Origin of the sequence: Streptomyces sp. V4I2 (genome assembly GCF_030817655.1) — a bacterium.
GTDB lineage: Bacteria > Actinomycetota > Actinomycetes > Streptomycetales > Streptomycetaceae > Streptomyces > Streptomyces plumbiresistens.
Map to the genome: position 1 here is coordinate 3678449 of NZ_JAUSZM010000003.1, position 19122 is coordinate 3697570.

Annotated in this window: 17 protein-coding genes; 2 read left to right on the plus strand and 15 right to left on the minus strand. The window is 67.1% G+C overall.

Going from position 1 to position 19122, the window contains the following annotated elements; genetic code table 11:
* The first annotated feature begins 389 nt into the window (after positions 1–389).
* Positions 390–1580: an MFS transporter gene (locus tag QFZ76_RS17540; RefSeq protein WP_307674629.1), complete on the plus strand. Its 1191-nt coding sequence runs from the start codon at positions 390–392 to the stop codon at positions 1578–1580.
* 557 nt (positions 1581–2137) lie between these two features.
* On the opposite strand, the gene QFZ76_RS17545 is transcribed toward QFZ76_RS17540, so the two are convergent.
* The 7 genes from QFZ76_RS17545 to QFZ76_RS17575 all read right to left on the minus strand — a co-directional run bounded on the left by QFZ76_RS17545 (position 2138) and on the right by QFZ76_RS17575 (position 8113).
* Positions 2138–2995: a hypothetical protein gene (locus QFZ76_RS17545; RefSeq protein WP_307674630.1), complete on the minus strand. Its 858-nt coding sequence runs from the start codon at positions 2993–2995 to the stop codon at positions 2138–2140.
* Positions 2996–3105: 110 nt separating this feature from the next.
* The gene (locus QFZ76_RS17550) at positions 3106–3954 is read right to left on the minus strand and encodes a hypothetical protein (RefSeq protein ID WP_307674631.1); all 849 of its coding nucleotides are present in this window, start codon (positions 3952–3954) and stop codon (positions 3106–3108) included.
* 41 nt (positions 3955–3995) lie between these two features.
* Complete coding sequence (locus QFZ76_RS17555) at positions 3996–4397, minus strand: hypothetical protein (protein ID WP_307674632.1); 402 nt, start codon at positions 4395–4397, stop codon at positions 3996–3998.
* A 1152-nt stretch (positions 4398–5549) separates the two neighbouring features.
* Positions 5550–6035 (minus strand): hypothetical protein, encoded by a 486-nt coding sequence (locus tag QFZ76_RS17560; protein WP_307674633.1) that lies wholly within the window; start codon positions 6033–6035, stop codon positions 5550–5552.
* Between the two features lie 301 nt (positions 6036–6336).
* Positions 6337–6582: a MoaD/ThiS family protein gene (locus QFZ76_RS17565; RefSeq protein ID WP_307674634.1), complete on the minus strand. Its 246-nt coding sequence runs from the start codon at positions 6580–6582 to the stop codon at positions 6337–6339.
* 23 nt (positions 6583–6605) lie between these two features.
* Positions 6606–7619, minus strand: coding sequence for a GTP 3',8-cyclase MoaA (gene moaA, locus QFZ76_RS17570; RefSeq protein WP_307680042.1), 1014 nt, complete (start codon positions 7617–7619; stop codon positions 6606–6608).
* A complete protein-coding gene (locus tag QFZ76_RS17575; protein ID WP_307674635.1) occupies positions 7619–8113 on the minus strand; it encodes a molybdenum cofactor biosynthesis protein MoaE in 495 nt (164 codons plus the stop codon). The genes moaA and QFZ76_RS17575 overlap by 1 nt, the downstream gene beginning before the upstream one ends.
* Before the next feature lie 306 nt (positions 8114–8419).
* Between QFZ76_RS17575 and QFZ76_RS17580 the strand changes: the two genes are divergently transcribed.
* A complete protein-coding gene (locus QFZ76_RS17580) occupies positions 8420–9379 on the plus strand; it encodes a helix-turn-helix domain-containing protein (protein WP_307674636.1) in 960 nt (319 codons plus the stop codon).
* Between the two features lie 6 nt (positions 9380–9385).
* On the opposite strand, the gene QFZ76_RS17585 is transcribed toward QFZ76_RS17580, so the two are convergent.
* From QFZ76_RS17585 to QFZ76_RS17620, 8 genes are all read right to left on the minus strand, one after another.
* Complete coding sequence (locus QFZ76_RS17585; protein ID WP_307674637.1) at positions 9386–10399, minus strand: NAD(P)/FAD-dependent oxidoreductase; 1014 nt, start codon at positions 10397–10399, stop codon at positions 9386–9388.
* Positions 10389–10715 (minus strand): ferredoxin, encoded by a 327-nt coding sequence (gene fdxA / locus QFZ76_RS17590; RefSeq protein ID WP_307674638.1) that lies wholly within the window; start codon positions 10713–10715, stop codon positions 10389–10391. The genes QFZ76_RS17585 and fdxA overlap by 11 nt, the downstream gene beginning before the upstream one ends.
* A 3-nt stretch (positions 10716–10718) precedes the next feature.
* A complete protein-coding gene (locus QFZ76_RS17595) occupies positions 10719–12863 on the minus strand; it encodes a molybdopterin-dependent oxidoreductase (RefSeq protein ID WP_307674639.1) in 2145 nt (714 codons plus the stop codon).
* 691 nt (positions 12864–13554) lie between these two features.
* Positions 13555–13962: a PIN domain nuclease gene (locus QFZ76_RS17600; RefSeq protein ID WP_307674640.1), complete on the minus strand. Its 408-nt coding sequence runs from the start codon at positions 13960–13962 to the stop codon at positions 13555–13557.
* Entirely contained in the window at positions 13959–14192 is a 234-nt protein-coding gene (locus tag QFZ76_RS17605) for a type II toxin-antitoxin system VapB family antitoxin (protein WP_175263413.1), read from the minus strand. Before QFZ76_RS17605 ends, QFZ76_RS17600 begins: the two co-directional genes overlap by 4 nt.
* Positions 14193–15633: 1441 nt before the next feature.
* Positions 15634–15855: a hypothetical protein gene (locus tag QFZ76_RS17610; protein WP_307674641.1), complete on the minus strand. Its 222-nt coding sequence runs from the start codon at positions 15853–15855 to the stop codon at positions 15634–15636.
* A 127-nt stretch (positions 15856–15982) separates the two neighbouring features.
* Positions 15983–16693, minus strand: a complete 711-nt coding sequence (locus QFZ76_RS17615) for a M15 family metallopeptidase (protein ID WP_307674642.1) — start codon at positions 16691–16693, stop codon at positions 15983–15985.
* A 73-nt stretch (positions 16694–16766) separates the two neighbouring features.
* Positions 16767–19040 carry a glycoside hydrolase domain-containing protein gene (locus tag QFZ76_RS17620; protein WP_307674643.1) on the minus strand — a complete coding sequence of 758 codons (2274 nt, stop codon included), beginning with the start codon at positions 19038–19040 and terminating at the stop codon, positions 16767–16769.
* Positions 19041–19122 lie beyond the last annotated feature (82 nt).

A 19122-nucleotide genomic window follows, 5' to 3' on the forward strand; every position in this document is an offset into this window, starting at 1 on the left:
CTCCTGGGAGGGCCACTTGTCGGGTGGAGCGAGCTGGGCGAACGGCACCGAGCGGCGGAGAAACCCGTAGGATCGGGCTGACAAAGGAGAATTCTCCGGGGCCCGAGACTCGGTCCCGGTAACCTGTGAACACGATCGCCGCCATACGCGGTCGCGGTCGATACGCGGTCGCCGGTATACACGGTGGCCGGTATGCGGGCTCCTTCTCGCCGAGACATCGACGTGTCTTCATCAAGCTAACTCGGCCCACCGTTTCCTGCATGTGCAGGGCGAGATAGCGCGTCGCGTCGCGACATACCGCGCCATGCGTGAAAATGGGCACAAGGAGGACGCAGTAACCGGACCGGATCCGCCCAGCGACGATCGGCTCCCGACGGAGCGTGGAGTCCATGCTCTCCGATTACCGCCGGATCTTCTCTCCTGCAGGCAGTCTGCTCTTCTCCACCGCGGGCTTCGTTTCACGCCTTCCGCAGTCGATGATCGGCGTCGGCATCGTCATCATGCTGTCGCAGCTCGGCGGTGCGTACTGGCTCGCCGGCTCGGTCTCCGCCACGCAGGCGCTCGCCACCGCGGTGATCGGACCGCAGATCTCCCAGCTGGTCGACCGTCATGGCCAGCGCCGGGTCGTCCTCCCGGCGACAGCCGTGACGGTCGCCGCCATCTGTGCGCTGCTGCTGTGTGCCCGGTACGCCGCCCCAGACTGGACGCTGTACGTCGCGGCGGCGGCAGCGGGCTGCATGCCCAGTATGGGCGCGCTCGTCAGGTCCCGCTGGGCGGAGATCCACCGGGAGTCACCGCAGCTGCTGCACACCGCGTACTCGCTGGAGTCGGTGCTCGACGAGGTGGTCTACATCATCGGCCCGATCCTGGCGATCACGCTGTCGACCAGGGTCAGCGCCGAGACCGGACCGCTGACGGCCGCGGTCCTGCTCGCCGTCGGCGTCCCGCTGTTCGCGGCCCAGCGGCGTACGGAACCGCCGGTGCGTCCCGGGCCGCAACACGCCGGGGGCAGCGCGCTACATGTCCCGGGGCTCGGCCTGTTGGCGCTGACGGCGACGTCAGTGGGCGCGTCCTACGGTTCGGTGGAGGTCGTGACGGTGGCGTTCGCCGACGCACACCACCACAAGGCGCTCTCCGGCCTGCTGCTGGGCGTGTACGCGCTCGGCTCGGGCCTGGCGGGAGCGGTCTTCGGCGCGATCAGGCCGCGGGGGGCGATCACGCGGCGGTTGCTGGTCAGCGTCTGGGCGATGGCGATGGCGATGGCACCTCTGTTGTTCGCGCCGAGTCTCGCGGCACTGGCGGGGATGCTCTTTGTGGCGGGCATGGCCATCGCGCCGATCCTGATCACCACGATGGGGCTGGTGGGCTGCCTGGCGTCGGCCTCTCAACTCACCGAGAGCATCACCTGGATCGTCTCAGGTCTCTCCGTCGGGGTGGCGCTGGGCTATGCCATGTCCGGGTGGGTGGTCGACGCGGCCGGGGCCGCGGCAGGCTACCGGGTGTCGTGCGCGACGGCTCTGCTCGCCGCCTCGACGGTCTCCCTCGCCCTGCCACGGTTGATCCGCGCCGGCGCGCAGTGAGCGCGGCCAGGCCCCGCCGTGCCGGCGCTCCATCCGGACCGTTTTCAGTACGGGCAGTTTCCAGCGCAACGCACGCATCGGCCGGCCGTGCCTGCTCGTGCGGCGACGATCACGCCTCAGAGGCCGACAGCGCCGGGGGTGCGGCGCCGCCGGTGGCATGCCCCCTCCACACGCCCGTGCCCCACCCTCCCAGACAGAGCGCCGGAACCTGCGCAGGCCCCTTTGCGTCCTGCCGGCGTCCCGAATTCCGAGCTCGCCCGTCGGGCGGGCCGCTGGCACGAGACGTCGATCGAATCAGCCGCCCAGGTCAGCTTAAGAGCCAACTACCGCCTACCGAACCAGCCGGCGTACCGTCGAGACCCATGTCTCCCGCGCCTTCCGCAGGACCGGGGTCTCCTCGCGTACCGCCCTGGCCGCGCTGATGGCCCGCCCGCCGCACCGGGAGCCGTTTGGGGGACGCCCGCGCGGAGCAGGACTGAGCCTGGCCCGGGCGCCCCCTCGGCGGTGATCGGTGAGCCTCTGCGAACCGGCCACCGCGGTCTCGGCCGGGAAGCGGCCTACTTGACGTCGACGAAGTCGCCGGTCGCCTTCGCGGTGCCGGTCGTGGTGGTGCCGGCGAAGACGAAGCGGTAGTAGCCGTCGGAGCCGGCCTTGGTGGTGGTGCTCAGGGTGCCGGTGCTGCTGGTCTTGACCGTCTTGAGGGTGGTGTAGGTGCTGCTGCCCTTCTTGCGGAACTGCAACTGCACCGGCTGGGTCGCGTATCCCGCGTACTTGCCCGTGGTCCAGTTCGCGCGGCTCAGCTTGCCGGTGACCGTGATGGTCTTGCCCTTCTTCACCGGCTCCGGGGAGGCGTTGGCGGTCAGCTTGGCTGCGCGCTTGATCTTGGTTCTGGTGACGTCGTCGTCGTAACTGGCGTTCGCGTAGAGGTCGTAGGCGCCCAGGAAGAGTTTCCAGGTCCCCGCGGTGCCGTTGCCGTCCTTGAAGGCGACCGCGGGGTCGATGGTGAAGACCGTCTTGCAGCTGTAGCTGTAGCCGTTCTGGACCGGCGTCTCCGTGCAGGTGGGGTATTCGTCCGACTCCAGGCCGCCGGTGATGGTGTCCGTGCTCGAACTGTCGGTGCCCTGCCACAGGAACGCCTGGGTGATGGCTACGCCTTCCACGTCGAAGGCGGTGAACGTGACGGGAACAGCCTTCTTGCCGGTGACGCCGAGAACGATGTCCTTGCCGGCGTTGACGACCCCGTCCGTGAAGGTGGTGCCACCCAGCGCGTCCTTCGGCCGGACGCTCTGCGAGGCGAAGCCCAGGAGATCCGTCGCCGCCCCGGGATGCTCCGCCGCCTGGGCGACACCCGGAACAACGAGCGCCGAGAGTACGACGGCGCCGGAAAGGACGGTGGCAGCAGCGCGTATGCGCATGTGATTCCCCAAGGTGAGGTCGGGTGGCCCTGCCGAACTGTCCTCGTGGCAGGGCCTGTTGATGTGGTGGTGAAGAGGCCGGTGCGCGCCCGGCTCCCCGCGGAAGAGGTTCAGGGCGTGGGAGAGCGCAGGACGTCGTCGATGTCGTAGCTTTTGTCGGGCGTCGGGTAGAGGTCCGTCGGGTACAGGTCTGTCGGGTAGAGGTCCGTCGGCTGGGAGCCCGGTGTGGGTACATCGGCCGGGTCGGCGGTGGGCTTGCCGTCCGGGCTGCACACCTGCGGTGCCGAGGGCTCGGACAGTTCGTAGTCGGCGACCCGCTGCGACCGGAAGTCCACCGGGGCGCGATCCCAGGCGGCCTCGCCGCCGCCGCCGACCTCGACCTCCTCGGGCAGTTCCTTGCTCGTCAGCGGCTTGCCCAGGGTGATCGAGAGGAGGGCGCCCTCGCAGGGACTGCGGTCCGTCGCGTAGAGGGACGTAGGCAGGGCGATCTTCCGCTCGACGCTCGCGTCCGCATGGAGTTCGACGCGTTTCACCCGGCGGATGTCGAAGTAATAGGCGGGTCGTGTCCCGTCCGAGAGGCGCTCCCCGTCGGCGCCGTTCGCGACTCCGTACACCAGCTTCCAGAACTCGACCTGCACGGTGATCTTCCGGCACAGCGGTCCGTTGTACCCCGGCAGGCTGACAACCTTCACCTCGTCGCCCCCGTAGTTCTCCTTGGGCGTGTTGACGACGAGCCGAACCCAGTCCCTTGATTCCTCGACCGTCCACCCCTTGTTGTCGTGGCAACCGGACGCCCCGGTCGGATACGGGGGAGTGAGAGACGGGGTCGGCGAAGGGCTCGGCGACTCGGACACCCCCGTCGCGCTCTCGGACGGATCCCCGGAACGGGAGGTGCCGTGGGCGCTCGAACAACCCCCGGTGAACAGGACGGCCACGGCGAGGGCCGCGACGGCAGGCACGACGGAGTCTTTCCGCCCGGGTATACGCCTCGGTACGCACCTCATCGGTCGAACCAGTTCCTGGCTTCCATGGTGCTGAAGCCCCGCAGGACGACGAGGGCGAAGGCGATGCCCAGGAGAACCGAGACGCCGCCCTGGAGCAGGCCCACCACACCGCTCAGCAGGCTCAGCGCCTCGATGACGATGACCGTGACACGTATCCAGTTCGACCGCTTGCCCGCGAAAACGCCGCATAGCAGAAGCGCCCCGGCGATCAGCAGCGACAGCACCGCCAGGAACCGGAGCAGCCCGGCCCCTTCGTCCTGACCGTGGTCCGCCGCGTCGTTGACCAAGGCCAGCAACAGGAATCCCGCCGCCAGGTTCAGCACGGCCTGGACCCAAACCCCCACCAACGCCAGCCTGACACTCTTCGGCATCTGCGCTTTCACGCTCAGTGTCGTCATGAACACAAGAAAACGGCACACGTGTCAGGCACACGTCGGTAGGAGTACGTATTACATGTACGTATGTGCCATCGCCGCCTGGCCGCCGCGATCTCGACCGCCCTCGCTTCAGCGCGCGGAAACACTCTGTCTGCTCTCGGCGACGAGGTCCACTGGCGAGACCAGGATGCGAGCGCCGGGCCAACCCCGCCGACCGCACGGTCGACGCGCCCTGGACGCGGCCAGGCGCCGGCATGCCCGCCCGGTACTCGACTGCCGCGTCGGGGACAGCAGCCCTTGCGGTGCAACCTGCCGCTGGAACAACACGAACCAGCCTGGAGACACCGTCGCCTTGGCCACGGCTACGCCGTCCCGGCCCCTGTACGGCCCCTGGTTTTTTCATCGACCTCAGGGCAGCCGCCCGGACCCCGAGCGACAGCCTCGATCATCTACTCAGCCGCGGGTCAGACGGGTTGGATCGCCCCCGAGCACCGCCGCACCGCCGCACCGCCAACCCGCGAGCAGCGGATTCAGTCCGTCCAGGCAAAGCTGACGCTCCGGCACCCAAAAAAGAACGTTTCCGCAGGTCAGAAGCCTGCACAGGTGGGGCGGGTGGGACTCGAACCCACGGCCGACGGATTATGAGTCCTTTGAGGATCTTGGCGGCCCTTGCCGATCTACGCTCATCCTTGACGTTTTCGCAGGTCAGATGAGGTTATCCGTGTTGGCGCCAGTCAGTCCTTGTCAGTCCGTTCCTATCCTTGCGGCCTCAACTCGGCCTCAATGAGTCCCGACAGGATCGCGCTGAAGACATAGAGGACGTTCGCGCCAGCTCAAAGACGGGATTCGAACTCACCCGCAGCGGAATGTCCTTCCAACGCGCAGAGGCTGCGTCCCCGAGTACCGGGGCAGAGCCTCGCGGCCGGTGTCGCCGGCCAAGACGTCTGCATCGGCCTTGAGCACCGACGCAGGGTGGGGTGGTTGCCCTTGCGGGCGGTGCGTCAGCAGCCCATTCCGCGATTGCGGCCACGGACTTCGCCCCGGCCAGTGCCGGGCCAGGACAAAGGCGAGCTGGTGGTGGCGACCTGGACAGGCAGGTCTTACACCCCGTATGAGCCTCACCCCTGCCCCGAAGCCGCATTAATCCAGACACAGCGCCCGAACCATGCCACCCTACGGCTGAGACTGCTCAGGCATGGGAGACGGAGAGTGCGCTCGTTCCCTTTCGTCAGCGCGGGCGCGGATCCCTTCATCCGAACAGTAGCCGCTTCCGTCTCGCTTCAGACAGAGCAGCCCGAGCAGTCGACCGGAATCGTCGACCACCGCCAACCGACGTCGCGCCTCGAATATCATCACTGTTGTAGCAGCCTCAAGTGGGTACGACGCCTGCACCGTTCTGCCGACAAGAGTCCCGAACCCCGTGACGGCCGCGGAATTCGAAGCGGTTTCGGGGATATCCGGTCGCTCGATCGTCGTTATGAGCCGTCCGTCCAGGTCGACGACCAGGGCCATGTGGAGGTGGTCGTCGCTGAAAAGAGCTCGGAGGTCGTCCACCCTGGAGAGCGGTCCCAGGGTCTTGGGACAGGTGACCATTACATCTGCAACGCGATTCCGTACAGCGGCTTCACTGCTCATGGATCTGCCCGGGACACTGCTCATTACGGGTACCTTTCTTTCATTTTGGATTCCTCACCTCACGGGCCTTGATTGAGGAGAATCGGCGACTTCGGAGCAGTAGACCCGCCTGCGGCAACGGTGTGGGCGCGGGCACGAACTGGTCGAAGCGGCCAGGACGTTGAACGGAGCCACCGCGGACAGCTGCAAACCCGTCGGACACGTCCTCGGTCATGACCACGTCCCACGGACCGGGTCCGGCGGCCGGGCGACCCGGGGGTCGCCCGCCGGGTAGCGCCGACAGCGCGGCGCGGTAACCGTCGGCGGAGAGCAGGACCATGTGCGGTCATCCACCGCTGATCGGTGGCAGCACGGCGATCTCGTCGCAGTCCTCGCATGGGGCGCCGCGCATGTCGTCGTACGGCGTCTCTCCATTGAGCCACACCCGGGAGTTCGCCAGCACTTGGGCGAACTCTCCGCCGTAGCGCCGGCGTGCCTCGTCGAGAACCTCGCCGAGCGTGCTGCCGGGAATCACGTCGCAGGCTCGGCCTGCCGCCTCCCGCGCGGCCGCGAACAGCAGCATTGTGGGCATGAGGCGATCCACCTTTCTTCAGGTCACCCGCCGATGTAGGACATCTCGACCCGATCGCCGCGCGCTCGTGTGCGGCGCCCGCGCAACTCCGAATAGCGGTCCTCCCGGGCGCTCCAGAGTGCGCCGACGGTCGTTCGCAGTTCCTTGTCGGAGGCGCCCGCTCGCAGCAATGCCCGCAGGTCGGTCCCGCCGGAGGAGAACAGGCACGTGTGCACCTTTCCGTCGGCGGACAACCGGGCTCGCGTGCAGTCCCCGCAGAACGGCCGCGTCACCGAGCCGATGACACCGATCTCCCCAGCGCCGTCCCTGAAGCGGTAGCGGGTGGCCACCTCACCGGGGGCGGTCGCGCCGAGCGGTTCGAGCGGGTAACGGTCGTCGATCAGGCGTACGATCTCGGCGGCGGGCAGCACCTCGCCGAGTTGCCACTCATTCGTGGCCCCCACGTCCATGTACTCGATGAAACGGAGGATGTGGCCGCTGCCCCGGAACCGCTCCACCATCGGCAGTACGCACCCGTCGTTGACCCCCCGCTTCACCACCATGTTCACCTTGACGGGGATGAGGCCGGCCCGTGCGGCGGCGTCGATGCCGTCGAGGACCCGGCGCACCGGAACCGGGGTGTCGGCGAGCGCCCGGAACACGGTGTCGTCGAGCGAGTCCAGGCTCACCGTCACCCGGCGCAGCCCGGCTTTCGCCAGACGTTCCGCCATCGCCGGCAGCAACAGCCCGTTGGTCGTCATCGCGAGATCGAGCCCGGGTACCGCGGCGAGCAGCGCCACGAGGTCCGCGACGCCCCGACGCAGCAGCGGCTCGCCCCCGGTGAGGCGGATCTTGCGCACGCCGAGGGAGGCGAACACCCGAGCCAGGCGCGTGATCTCGTCGAAGGTCAGTTGGTCGGCGGGCTCGAGGTAAGGGTGCCCCGGGCCGAAATGCTCGCGCGGCATGCAGTACCGGCACCGGAGGTTGCACCGGTCGGTAAGAGAAATCCGCAGGTCGCGAAGCGGACGGGACCGGCGGTCGGTGACAGACGGGATCATCACGCCGCCGGCTCCGGGTTACGGGCGAGGCACCAGCGGCGCGCTGAGGCGGTCACGTTGTCGATCTGATTCCCGGTCGCCACCCAGCCGCTCGTGCCGTCCCCGCTGTGTTCGCGTTTCCACACCGGAACGGACTCCTTGAGGACGTCGATGCAGAAGCGGGCCGCGGTGAACGCCTCGCTGCGGTGGGGTGCGGACACCACGACCAGGACGCTCGCCTCGGTGACCGGCACCGGCCCGATGCGGTGGAACAACGCCACGCGCCCGAGGACGGGCCACCGGTCTCGGGCGGCGAGGGCGATCTGGCGAAGTCGCGGCTCGACGTGCCGGTCGAACGCCTCGTAGTCGATCGCGACGATCCCGGTATGGTGCCCTGCCAAGTCGTCGTTGTTGTCGCGTACCGTGCCAGTGAATTTGACGACCGCGCCACAGCGCGGCAGGGTCGCCCACTCGATCGCCTCGGCGACCGGGACGCGGTTCCGAGTCAGACCCACTCGGATGTCCTCGATCGATTCTTCCCGTTCTTCCGGACAGCGGATCTGATCATTCACGACGGCTATCACGATGCGTTCCCTCGGGTTCTTGATCGGCACTGGCGTTCATCTTCACCGGCCGAGGCCGCCCGCACAGGACTCCGTGCGACAGGCTTTTGACCAGCGGCGACCGGAAAGCGTCACTGAGCGGGGATTTTCCGGCTTTTTACATTGCAACAACGATCCGCCTATGGAAATGGCCGAGAATCTCCCCCACCAGCACTCGTCCAGCGCCGGGTGGGCACCGGATACGAGCGAGGTGGAGCCATGACAGCAGCGGGGTCGAACGAGACGAATACCAGTCGGCGGGAGGTCTGGCGGGACCTCCTTCGGGACCATTTCGTCAGCCTCGACGTGGACGTCGAACGGGACTGTGGCACGTTCGACGGCGCCGTGCGCAGCGACTTCCTCGGCCACCTCCGGGTGTCGGGAGTCCGCTCGGTGGACCAGGACGTCGTCCGCACGCAGGAACTGCTGCGGCGCGATGGCGAGCGATACTTCCAGGTCTGCCTGGTCCGCCGAGGTGAGGCGCATGCCGCGCAGGACGGGCACGAAGCGACCCTTCACCCCGGCGACTTCGTCATCTACGAGACAGAACGACCCTTTCACTGGGCGCTTCGTTCGGGTGCCGCCTCCCCCTACTGGGACCTCGCTGTCTTCACCTGGCCTCGCGACACCATCCAGCTCAGCGACAGCGAGTCCGTCTCGCTCACCTGCCGGACGCTGGACGGCGGCAGCGGCATCACCGGGGTGCTGAGCAGGATGCTGACCGACGTACTCGTCGCGAAGCCGACCGTCAGCGAGGCCGGCGCCCTCCGGATCGCCGATGAGATCGGCGACCTGGTGGCGACCATCGCGACGGAGGCGCATGGGCTCGGCGAGGGCACCGACCGCCACGCGAGCCTGCTGCGGCGGATCGACGCCTACATCGAAGAGCATCTCGGTGATCCGGACCTGTCCCCGGAACGCGTCGCGCAGGCGCACTTCGTTTCGACGCGCCAGCTCCAGCGGATGTTCGCGCGCCGGGGACAGACGGTGTCCCAAGTGATCCGGCGTCAGCGGCTGGAGCGGTGCCGACGTGACCTGCTGACCCGCCGGGGAGGCGACGCCACGCTCACCGAGATCTGCGTCCGCTGGGGGTTCACCGATCTCGCCGTGTTCAGCCGGGCGTTCCGCGAGGCCTACGGCACCTCCCCCACCGCCTACCGCACTCGGGCCCGGGCATAGGGGCCGTCACTGCCCGTCGCTGGAGTGTCCTGGCACTGTGCCGAGCGCGGGATCGACCAACGGGGCGAGGTTGTTCACCGCGAGTGCGGCCTCGCCGAAACCGACCGAGATCAGCGCGACCTTGCCGTCGTAGTCGGCGATGTCGCCCGCGGCGTACACGCGCGGCCGGCTCGTGCGCATGGTCCGGTCGACCGCGATGTGCCGGCCCCGCATCTCGAACCCCCACGTCGCGAGCGGGCCGAGGTTCGCGACGAAGCCGAGGGCGGCGACCACCGCGTCGGCCCGCAGGTTCTCGGTCGCCCCGGTCTCGAGACTCATCAACTCCACCTGTTCGACGCAGTTCTCGCCGCTGATCCGGTGCACCTCGTGCGGGGTGTACAGCCGCACGGACGACGCGCGCAGCTGCCGGACGCTGTGCTCGTGTGCCCGGAACCGGGGCCGGCGGTGGACGAGCGAGACCGTGCGGGCGAGCGGTTCGAGCGCGAGCGCCCAGTCCACCGCGGAGTCCCCGCCGCCGACGACCACCACGTCGGCGCCGGTGAGTTCGGCCGGCTTCGGCACGAAGTAGCGAAGCCCGCGGTTCTCGTACTCGGAGCCCGTAGGCAGCGGGCGTGGCGTGAAGCTGCCGATCCCGCCGGTGACCAGTGCGGCTTTCGCCGTGACCACCGTGCCCTGGTGGGTGGTGACGGCGATGCCGTCCGCCGTGTGTTCCAGTGTCTGCGCGGTGTGGCCGAGCAGATACCGGGGCTTCGCCTGCGACGCCTGCTCGACGAGGGCGTTGACGACGTCCTGCGCCTTCACGGCGGGGATTCCGGCGATGTCGTAGACCTTCTTCTCGGGATACAGCGCCGCCATCTGGCCGCCGGGCTCGTCGAGAGCGTCGATCACGGTGACCGACATTCCCCGGAACCCGGCATAGTAGGCCGCGTAGAGACCGACCGGCCCGGCGCCGACGATCAGCAGGTCGCTGTCGTACGCGTCGCCGCCGGAACCGGACCCGGTCTCGTGCTCAGTCCTCACCGGTGCCACGCCTTTCCCGCAGCAGGGGATGGTCGACGCCGACCGGTCCACGCGAGGACGCACCGCCGGCAGCGTCCTCGTGCTCTTCGAAGAACTCGACGGCGGCTGTGGTGAACGGGGCGAGCTCCACGGGGATCTTGTGTTCCCAGTGGATCGCGTCGCTCGGGCAGACGGTCATGCACTTCCCGCAGTCGACGCATTCGTCGGGGTGGATGTACATCATCCGGTCGCCCTGGTAGATGCAGTCCACCGGGCATTCCTCGACGCAGGACTGGTCGAGGATGTCCACGCAGGCGTCGGTCACGACGTACGCCATGGGTCAGGCCTTCTCTATCTGGACGAGTGTGTCGGAGAACGTGGGTGCGTTGCCCAGGTCGGCGAAGACGGTGGGATTCAGGGACGCCATCGTGGACAGCGACGTCGTATGCATGCGCCAGCCGCCGTACGCCGAGACGGCGACGCCCGCCAGGACGGACTTGTCCACCTTCGCCTTCACCACGAACGAGCCGCGCTCGTTGAACACCCGTACGTCGTCGCCGGTGGCGATGGAGCGGTCGGCGGCGTCGTCGGGATGGATGAGGACGGTGGGGTCCCCCTGCACGCGCCGGTGCAACGGCAGGTTGGCGCTGCTGGAGTTCAGGTAGGCGTGCGACTTCGGGGTGATCAGGCTGAGCGGGTGCCGCGCGGCCAGCTCGGGATTCGTGCGCGTCGACTCGCGAGGCGAAATGTAGTGCGGCAGCGGATCGACCGGGGTGCCCGGCTGATGGTCGTTGGAGCCCTGCCGGAACAGCGGCACCACGAAGTTCCCGACAGTCTCCGCGATGGAGGACTTGAACTCCACCTTGCCGGACGGGGTGGGGAAGTCGCCCTCCGCGTACGGGGCGTACTGGTCCGCGGGCGGCACGGTCAGCCGCTGCCAGCCCTTTTCCTTCAACGACTCGACGGTGATGCCCTGCATTGCGGGCGCCGACCAGTCGAAGGCCTCCGCGATCATCTCGTCGTCCGTACGCCGGAACACCGCCTCGGTGAAGCCCATCCGTGCCGCCAGCCGCCGGAACAGCTCCGTGTTGGGTACGGCTTCGCCCAGCGGCGCGATCGAGCGGTGGTTGTAGGTGACGTAGAGGTGGCCCCAGGAGAACATGATGTCGTCCTGCTCCAGCTGGGTGGTGGCGGGCAGCACGATGTCGGCGAACTGGGCGGTGTCGGTCATGAACTGCTCACTGACGACGGTGAACAGGTCCTCACGCTTCAGGCCCTCGATCAGCTTGTCCTGATCGGGGCAGACGACCACGGGGTTGGAGTTGTAGACCATCAGTGCCTTGAGGGGCGGGTCGAGGCCGAGGCCGCCGGTGAGGGCCTGCCCCAAGAGGTACTGATTCACGACCCGTTTGCCGGGCTGAAGCATCTCCGGATGCATCATCGCGCCCCAGTTGACCGGGAACGCCCACAGCGGCAGCTGCAGAATCCCGCCGCCGGGGTTGCGCCATGCGCCGACCAGCGCGGGCAGGGAGGCCAGCGCCCGGACGGTCTGGCCACCGCCTGCATGCCGCTCCACCGCCACCCCGATGCGGATGACCGACGGCTGCGCGGAGGCATAGCCGCGGGCGAGCCGCCGGATGTCCTCGGCGGGGACACCGGTCTCCTCCGCCGCCCATTCGGGGGTGTACCGCTGCACCCGGTCGACGAGTTCCTCGTACCCGACCGTGTAGCGGGCGACGTAGTCGTCATCGGTGAGGCCCTCGTTGATGATCACGTGCATCATCGCCAGTGCCAGCGCGCCGTCGGTGCCCGGCCGGATCGGGATGTGCCAGTCGGCGGCCTTCGCGGTACGGGTCTTCACCGGGTCCACGACGACCACGGTGGCACCCCGCTTGCGGGCTTCGGCGATGAACGGCCACAGGTGCAGGTTGGTGCTCATCACGTTGCAGGCCCAGATCAGGATGAACTTCGAGTGGACCAGGCTCTCCGGGTCCACTCCGGCGCAGTCGCCGATCGTCATCGTGTAGGCCGTGCACGCACCGGAGTCGCAGTAGGTGCGTTCGGCGACAGTGGCGCCGAGCCTGGCGAAGAACGGATCGCCGACGTTGAGCCCGTTCAGGATTCCCTGGGTGCCCAGGTAGCTGCACGGCATGATGGCCTCGGGCCCGAACTCCGCGGAGATCGCCCGGAACCGGTCCGCGATCTCGTCCAGCGCCTGGTCCCAGGTGATCCGCTCGAACCGTCCGCTGCCCTTGGGCCCCGTCCGCCGCATCGGGTACAACACACGGTCCGGGCTGTACACCCGGTCCAGGTAGTTGTCGACCTTCACACACAAGCCACCGCTGGTGTACGGATGCTCCCGGTCACCGGCCACGCTCACAGCCTTGCCGTCCGTGACGGTGATCCTCATCGCGCAGGTATCGGGGCAGTCGTGCGGACACGCACCCCGCACCTGGACAGTACCGGTCGCCGCTGTTGCGCTCATCGGTCTTCTCCTCGGATCGTTCCTGCCTCGATCGTCGAAGATCCGGCGGTCGGCGGATGGACACCAGGCGACAGGCTTTTGACCAAGCGCGACAGACCCGGGTCACGTGTGTGTGCACTGATGGTCTGTCTGCGGGCAGCGTCGCCACACCTCGGCCACTGTTCACGACGTGTCCAGTTACCGGCCTGCCGAGACCGAGACCGCCCTTGTCGCCGTCGTCGCGCCGCAAAGGCCCGATCGCAGCACCCTCTTCCGCGCCGATCAGCTCGGTTTCGAGTCCGGTGCGCAGGCTGGTCGGCTTCGGCACGGCAGAAGCCGCGTGCGCCTCTTCCTCACCTACGACCTGCATCGGCCTCGGCTGCTCCGCGATCGAGACCGGTCTGGCCTTCATCCCGATGGTCGCCGTCAATCATGGTCGGTGCTACCGCCTCCACGAGCGTCCTGCTCCCGCGGATCGGCCCCAAGATCATCGTCCCGGTGGACATGCTCCTGGCGGCGGGCCACGGAATGAAGGAAGGCCGTTTCGGAGGCGGACGATCAACGGTGCCTTCCCGGCAGTGGACGCGCGTGCGCCGAACGGCCTCAAGCTCAGCGCCGCACTGCCAACTCGGCTCGCTGAGGCCACCCTTGCCACAAGGCTCACAGATCTGGACGGTTCGACGGCTGCCCTCAGAGGACCGGCCCCAGGAGATCAGGCTCGTACGTCTCGCTGCTGAACGTCCTTGAGTACTCCAGCCACCGTCACGAAGTCGTTGTCCACGTGGAGGACGGTGTGCCCGTGGTGGACCGCGGTCGCACACACCAACAGGTCGATCGCTCCTGCCGCGCGATGCTGGCCCCGCTGGGTCAGTTTGTACTGGGCGGTGTCGACCCAACGCCAGGCATTCTTCGGAACGGGAGAGAGCAGGCAGAGTGCGTCCAACTCCTCCGCGAGCTCGTCCCGGTGGGACGGGCTGGTTGCCGAGTAGAGAAATTCGGCGCGTGTCGGCTCGCAGAGGTGAAACACCCCGGCGGCAATGTGCCCCTCCCAGGGCGCTAGTGCTCCGGGGGTGCGAAACACGTGCCACAGGGCGGAGGTGTCGAGCAGGTACGTGATCACTCGAAGGCCTCGCGTCGGGCACGCTTGCCTGCGTCATGCGCCGCCGCGGCCTGCTCGAACTCGCCACGCGCACCGCGCGCGGCCAGCTTCTCGGCGGCATCGAGCCGCTTGATCCGTGCCACGTAGTCCCGCAGGGCCGCGTTGACCGTCTCCTTCTTCGTCGTGGCACCCATCAGCCGCATGGCCTCGGCGAGTGCCTCGTCATCGAGATCAATCTGCGTGACGGACATCGAGCACCTCCAGCATCCATGATGTATGCCATCAAGGTACATCGCCAACATTGGCACGGCCACCGCTCAGGGCAGTGGGGCGAGGTCTGGGCAGTTCCCCGTACGGGTCGTTCCGGCCCAGCACTCACGACAGCCGACCACCGCGTACCGACTCTCCGGCCAGCAGCACCTCGAACATGATCTCGACCGGTTAGGCAACGACAAGACCATGAACAGAACCTGCCGAAGCACCGCAGAACGCCCAGCAGCCCGTGCGCGCCGTCAAGGCCGGACACCGGACCAGTCACCCGGCCTCAGGCCGGCACACGACGGTGCCATGGCAGCAGCTGCGTTCTTGGAGAACGCGGCTGCCCCACCAACCAGAGCGAGGCGCATCGGCCCCGATACAGAGCAAGCCCGGCACCGCCGCGACGGACGCGCGCGACACCCGGTGCAGTAGCAGCTACCGGACCACTCGACGACCAACAGAGGACCACCACCGAAGCACTGCACGCGGATCACGCTGGGCAGACGGCAGAACTCGTGCCGCTGCCGCGAAGCTGATGCGCGGCGCACACGTGCCGTCCGGGATGAATGCGTCAATAGCATGACATGCCCGTTTTAGGGAATCCGTCGGCCTCAATTTCGGCCTCAACGTCAAGAATCACGATCGGACAGAGGCGCCAGGCCCCCTCAACTCACCTGACCCGCCAGCGAAGTTGCTGGTCAGAACGATTCTTCGTCACCACTCAGTGGTGGGGCGGGTGGGACTCGAACCCACGGCCGACGGATTATGAGTCCTTTGAGGATCTTGGCGGTCCTTGTCAATCTACGCCGACCCACGGCGTTTTTGCAGGTCAAATGGGGTGAGCCCTGTTAGTCTTTCTCGGCCCTTGTCGGTCTGTTCCTGTTCTTGTGGCCCCAACGCGGCCTCAATGAGGCCCTTCAGGGCGGACTGAAGGCCGGGGGGACGATCGCGCCAGCTCGCGAACGGGGCTCGAACCGCCTCGCAGCGGATTGCCCTTCCCGCGCGCAGAGGCTCCTTACCCGGTGACAGGCCGAACCTCCAGGCCGTTCCTCGGTCTTGCAGTGTGCAGCGTGAGTGATGTCCGCCACCACAAACCGCACTCGGCGCCGCAATTGCTGGTGGGCGGCGGGGCTCACCCACGGCGGGCCCATTTCCGGAAGGTGCCCGCCGTCAGACCGAGCGAGTATTCGGTCTGGCGGTGGTGACGCGGGGCGGCCGGTCTCGCTCCGTTCAAGCCTTCGAACGCGACACCGGGGCCTGGCTCGCCGACTGCAGCGACCACTCACGACCGTTCGTCTGGACGAAGACCCCCGAGGAGATCTTCGACAAGGTCGCCGCTTACTGCCAAGAATCTTCGGCTCAAGACACTAGACGGTCCCTTCGCCGGAGGCGGGAGCCGACAGGTCGGGGAACTCTAGGGCGACCTCAGGGCTTTCACCTCGCCTCCTCCTGTGCCGGCCAGTGCTGCGTCTGCGGCGCAGGTTCATCCGTCACGGACAAACTCATCCGCCGTGGTGGCGGCCGGGTTTCCCTGATCTCGTCCAGGCCGTCCGCCGGCACGGCGGACGGCCGGTTCGCCGAGGTACGCAGCGTCCGCACGTCGCCGTACACGCCCTCGATCCCGCCCCGCCAGTCGCTCAGCGGCGAACTTTCCACGCCACTTGCGCACCGTCTTCACGCCGGCGCCAACGCCTGTCCCGCACACTCCCTGCGGGCCGTCCGACATCTCAGATGGCCGCGTTGGTCGGGCTGTGGGGAGCGGCCGGGCCCACCTGACGGCCGGTCAGCGGTGCTGGCGGCGCTGGACGCGGAGGGCGGCATCGCGGCGATGCGGGGCCAGCGGGTTCTGAATGACGCCGGCACCGAGGCCGGGCGTCGCCGTCCACTCCCGCAGCTTGACCGCGAGCGCGGCCACCCGCGCATCGCTCGGGGGGACGGCAAGCTGAAAATGCGCCTCGTCCGGAGTGGTGAAGTCGCCACCCCAGGACACCAGCCCCTCGCAGTCGGCCAGGATGTCCCGAATCACCTCCAGCTGAGCCGGGAAGAAACCGCCGCCAACCCCCACCGGGTAAGACCCGGGACGGATGTCGACTGCGGTCCCGGAGGCGTGGTTCAGCTGATATCCCTTTACCCCAGCCGCTTTCCGGAAGCCGATCACTTCGCCCGGGCGGAGGGTGTCGATCTCGTAGTGGAACCGCCGGACGACGTGGACCAGGATCACCTCCACGTCCCCGATCGACACCTCCACGGTGGTGCCCGCACCGGCGACCGGTCGTGCCCACACGCTGCCGCCCGCGTCGGCCTTGGTATTGATCGGCCAACCGTTCGGTGAATTCCTCCCGGAAAAGATCCGATTCGTGACCGGCTTCGCCCGCCGGGGTATCGGCTTCGCCCTCACGGCGGACCAGGCGGGCAGCGCCAGTCCGGTCTGGATGGCGATGACGGCGGTGGTGCCCGTTACCGCCCGCAGTAGGGTACGTCGCGATGTGACCATGCTCAGTGCCTCTTCCTCTCCGGATCAGCCCGGATGTCATCGAATGATGGACGCGAAAAAGCTGGCCGGAAGGTCAGTTGCGCAACGGACCGAAGTACTTCTCCAGCACCCGGTAGACGCCGAGCTTGATATAACTGTCGGATTCCGGACCGTCACCCCAACCCTGATACCGCCGCAGGACCAGCCGGGTGTACTCGTCGCTGTAATCCAGCGAGGGCTGCGGAATGGTGATCGGGGCATCAGCTTCGTTGCGCCGGATGTCGGTCGCGCAGTGAATCAACACGTACGCGGCCGAGCTGATGTTGTAGGCATTGTCGTAGTGCAGCTTTTGCCAGATCCCCCACACGTCGTTGTCCACGTCCGGGTCCTTGATCGCGCCGGAGATGATTCCCTGGCCGATCGCGTAGTTGCGCGCCTTGATCGCGGTCACGCTGAAGATCTGCCCCAGGCCGGTGCTGGAGTCCCGCTTGATCCACTTGTCAAGCGGGTCTCGGTGCCCGGCGTAGTACAGCATGACCCCTTCATCGGCGGAGGGGTCGTCCACCGCGTATTTTCGAACCTCCCAGAAAATCGGCACCGCGATCAGCGCCTTGCGCATCTTGAGCGCTCGGGCCAGCCCGGTTATCAGCGGGTCGTACGACATCATGGCGTTGAAGGCCTCGGTCGTGGAGTGGATCTGGGCGGCATCCTCGATAGGGTTTCCGCCACGCTCGGGAATTCCTTGCGATTGCAGGTACTGCTGTAGGTCCGCCAGCAGGGCGGGCTTGAGGGACGAGTCGAAGTCGACGTCCAGATTTTCGGTGTACTCCCCCGGATCAAAGGTGTTCTGGCCGTTGTCGCGCCCGGACAAGATGTTGTTGTCGATCTCGATCTTGCCATCACCGGAACCGAGGGTGATGGTGGCGATCTGGTCGAACGCCCAGTCCGGAGGCAACGGAAACCCGAGGTTTCCGGAGTAGCCGGTGGACATGTCCGAGACGAAGCTGGCGGTTGTCACTCCGCCGTAACCCACTCGCGAGCAAATGTTGCGTGGACCATAAATTCCGATCCGATAAGGATTGCCGCGCTCGTCCATCGCCTCTTTGATCCCTCGGAAATGAGGGATGATGCGGTTCGTCACCTCCTCGTCGAGGGCATCGAAGTCGACGGCGAAGTAGATTCGGGTACCTGTCTTGAAGCCGTGGAACCGGGCATGGTCGATCGCACTCAGAGCGTCGCTGTAACCTTGGTCAGAGCGGAAGTAGTCGGCGTCCTCACCGTAGGTCTGATAGATCGGAAAACACCGCAGGCCGTTCTCGGCGATCGTGGCCAGTTCGCCGAACTGGATCTTCTTGTTCAGCGACGTGTTCGCGACGTTGGACAGATAGCGGCCAACCACCTGGTAACCGGCCGCGGTCAGCGTCTTGGCCCGGGCGGCGGTGATCTCGGTAACGCAGTCCAGCGCCTGCCCGCGCCGGGTCGGATCACCGGTGGAGACCAGCAGCGAGGCCCAGGTCTGAAAGTCCCCCTTGCCATTGACCGGGAGTTTGACGAACGACTGGAAGGTACTGACCAGATCGGACAAGGCGGAGGTGAAGGTGTCGGTGAAGGTGGCCCCACTTCGCTGGTTGAAAACCATCGCTGCGGAGAACAACTGAACCCAACGGCCGGAGGAGCCGACGGAGAGCTCATTTGCCTTCAGACCGGCCTGGGTGGCCGGCCCGAAGACCCCGTTCGCCGAAGTGTCACTCATGCCGATCTGGAACTGGATCGCCAGCATGAGCGCCTTCTGGACGTCCCGCGAGAAGACGCCGTCGCACGGGATGACGAAGAAGTTCGTGCGCTGAATGTAACTCGCGTTCATCCATTGCTGGATGGATCGCACGGTTGAGTTGCCGCCGCTGACAACCACGTAGGCGTCCATCGTCAGCAGCGCCTTGAACAATTTCGGGACCATGGCCGCGCCCGGATAGACGCCGCTCAAGCCGGCGTCCGATTTCAGTTTCTGCACGCCCGCGATGACTCGATCGCTGAACGCCCCCGACGGCAGGGCGTTGCTCTGCCACTCACCGCCGTCGTAACCCTTGCAGTACATGGCTGCCTGCATGATCCTGATCACCATCAGTGGGCCATTGGGTGACGTCGACTGGTCGATCGACGGGTACTGCGCGGTGAGCAGCGACAGCGTCGTCGGCCCGAAGTTGTCCGACAGCGACGTGATGCCCAGCTCGTGCTGCAGGCACCGGATCAGGGCGTACATCGTTGCCCAGCCGGTGTTTCCGTCCTCGGCGACCACGGGAATCCCGGTGATGCCGCCGTAATACGTGTTGATGAATTGCTGGGACTTCAGAACCATGTCGTCAGCCATCTGACCCACTTCTCTTCAGGCACCAATTAGGCCGGGGCGACCGAAGTCAATACTTTGAGGTGCAGGCCCACACTCGGGGGAC

Bases quoted from the DNA above. Each gene is read 5' to 3' on its own strand.
- QFZ76_RS17540 (WP_307674629.1), top strand. From the start codon at position 390: ATGCTCTCCGATTACCGCCGGATCTTCTCTCCTGCAGGCAGTCTGCTC.
- QFZ76_RS17545 (WP_307674630.1), bottom strand. From the start codon at position 2,995: ATGCGCATACGCGCTGCTGCCACCGTCCTTTCCGGCGCCGTCGTACTC.
- QFZ76_RS17555 (WP_307674632.1), bottom strand. From the start codon at position 4,397: ATGACGACACTGAGCGTGAAAGCGCAGATGCCGAAGAGTGTCAGGCTG.
- QFZ76_RS17560 (WP_307674633.1), bottom strand. From the start codon at position 6,035: ATGAGCAGTGTCCCGGGCAGATCCATGAGCAGTGAAGCCGCTGTACGG.
- QFZ76_RS17565 (WP_307674634.1), bottom strand. From the start codon at position 6,582: ATGCCCACAATGCTGCTGTTCGCGGCCGCGCGGGAGGCGGCAGGCCGA.
- moaA (WP_307680042.1), bottom strand. From the start codon at position 7,619: ATGATCCCGTCTGTCACCGACCGCCGGTCCCGTCCGCTTCGCGACCTG.
- QFZ76_RS17580 (WP_307674636.1), top strand. From the start codon at position 8,420: ATGACAGCAGCGGGGTCGAACGAGACGAATACCAGTCGGCGGGAGGTC.
- fdxA (WP_307674638.1), bottom strand. From the start codon at position 10,715: ATGGCGTACGTCGTGACCGACGCCTGCGTGGACATCCTCGACCAGTCC.
- QFZ76_RS17595 (WP_307674639.1), bottom strand. From the start codon at position 12,863: ATGAGCGCAACAGCGGCGACCGGTACTGTCCAGGTGCGGGGTGCGTGT.
- QFZ76_RS17605 (WP_175263413.1), bottom strand. From the start codon at position 14,192: ATGTCCGTCACGCAGATTGATCTCGATGACGAGGCACTCGCCGAGGCC.
- QFZ76_RS17615 (WP_307674642.1), bottom strand. From the start codon at position 16,693: ATGGTCACATCGCGACGTACCCTACTGCGGGCGGTAACGGGCACCACC.
- QFZ76_RS17620 (WP_307674643.1), bottom strand. From the start codon at position 19,040: ATGGCTGACGACATGGTTCTGAAGTCCCAGCAATTCATCAACACGTAT.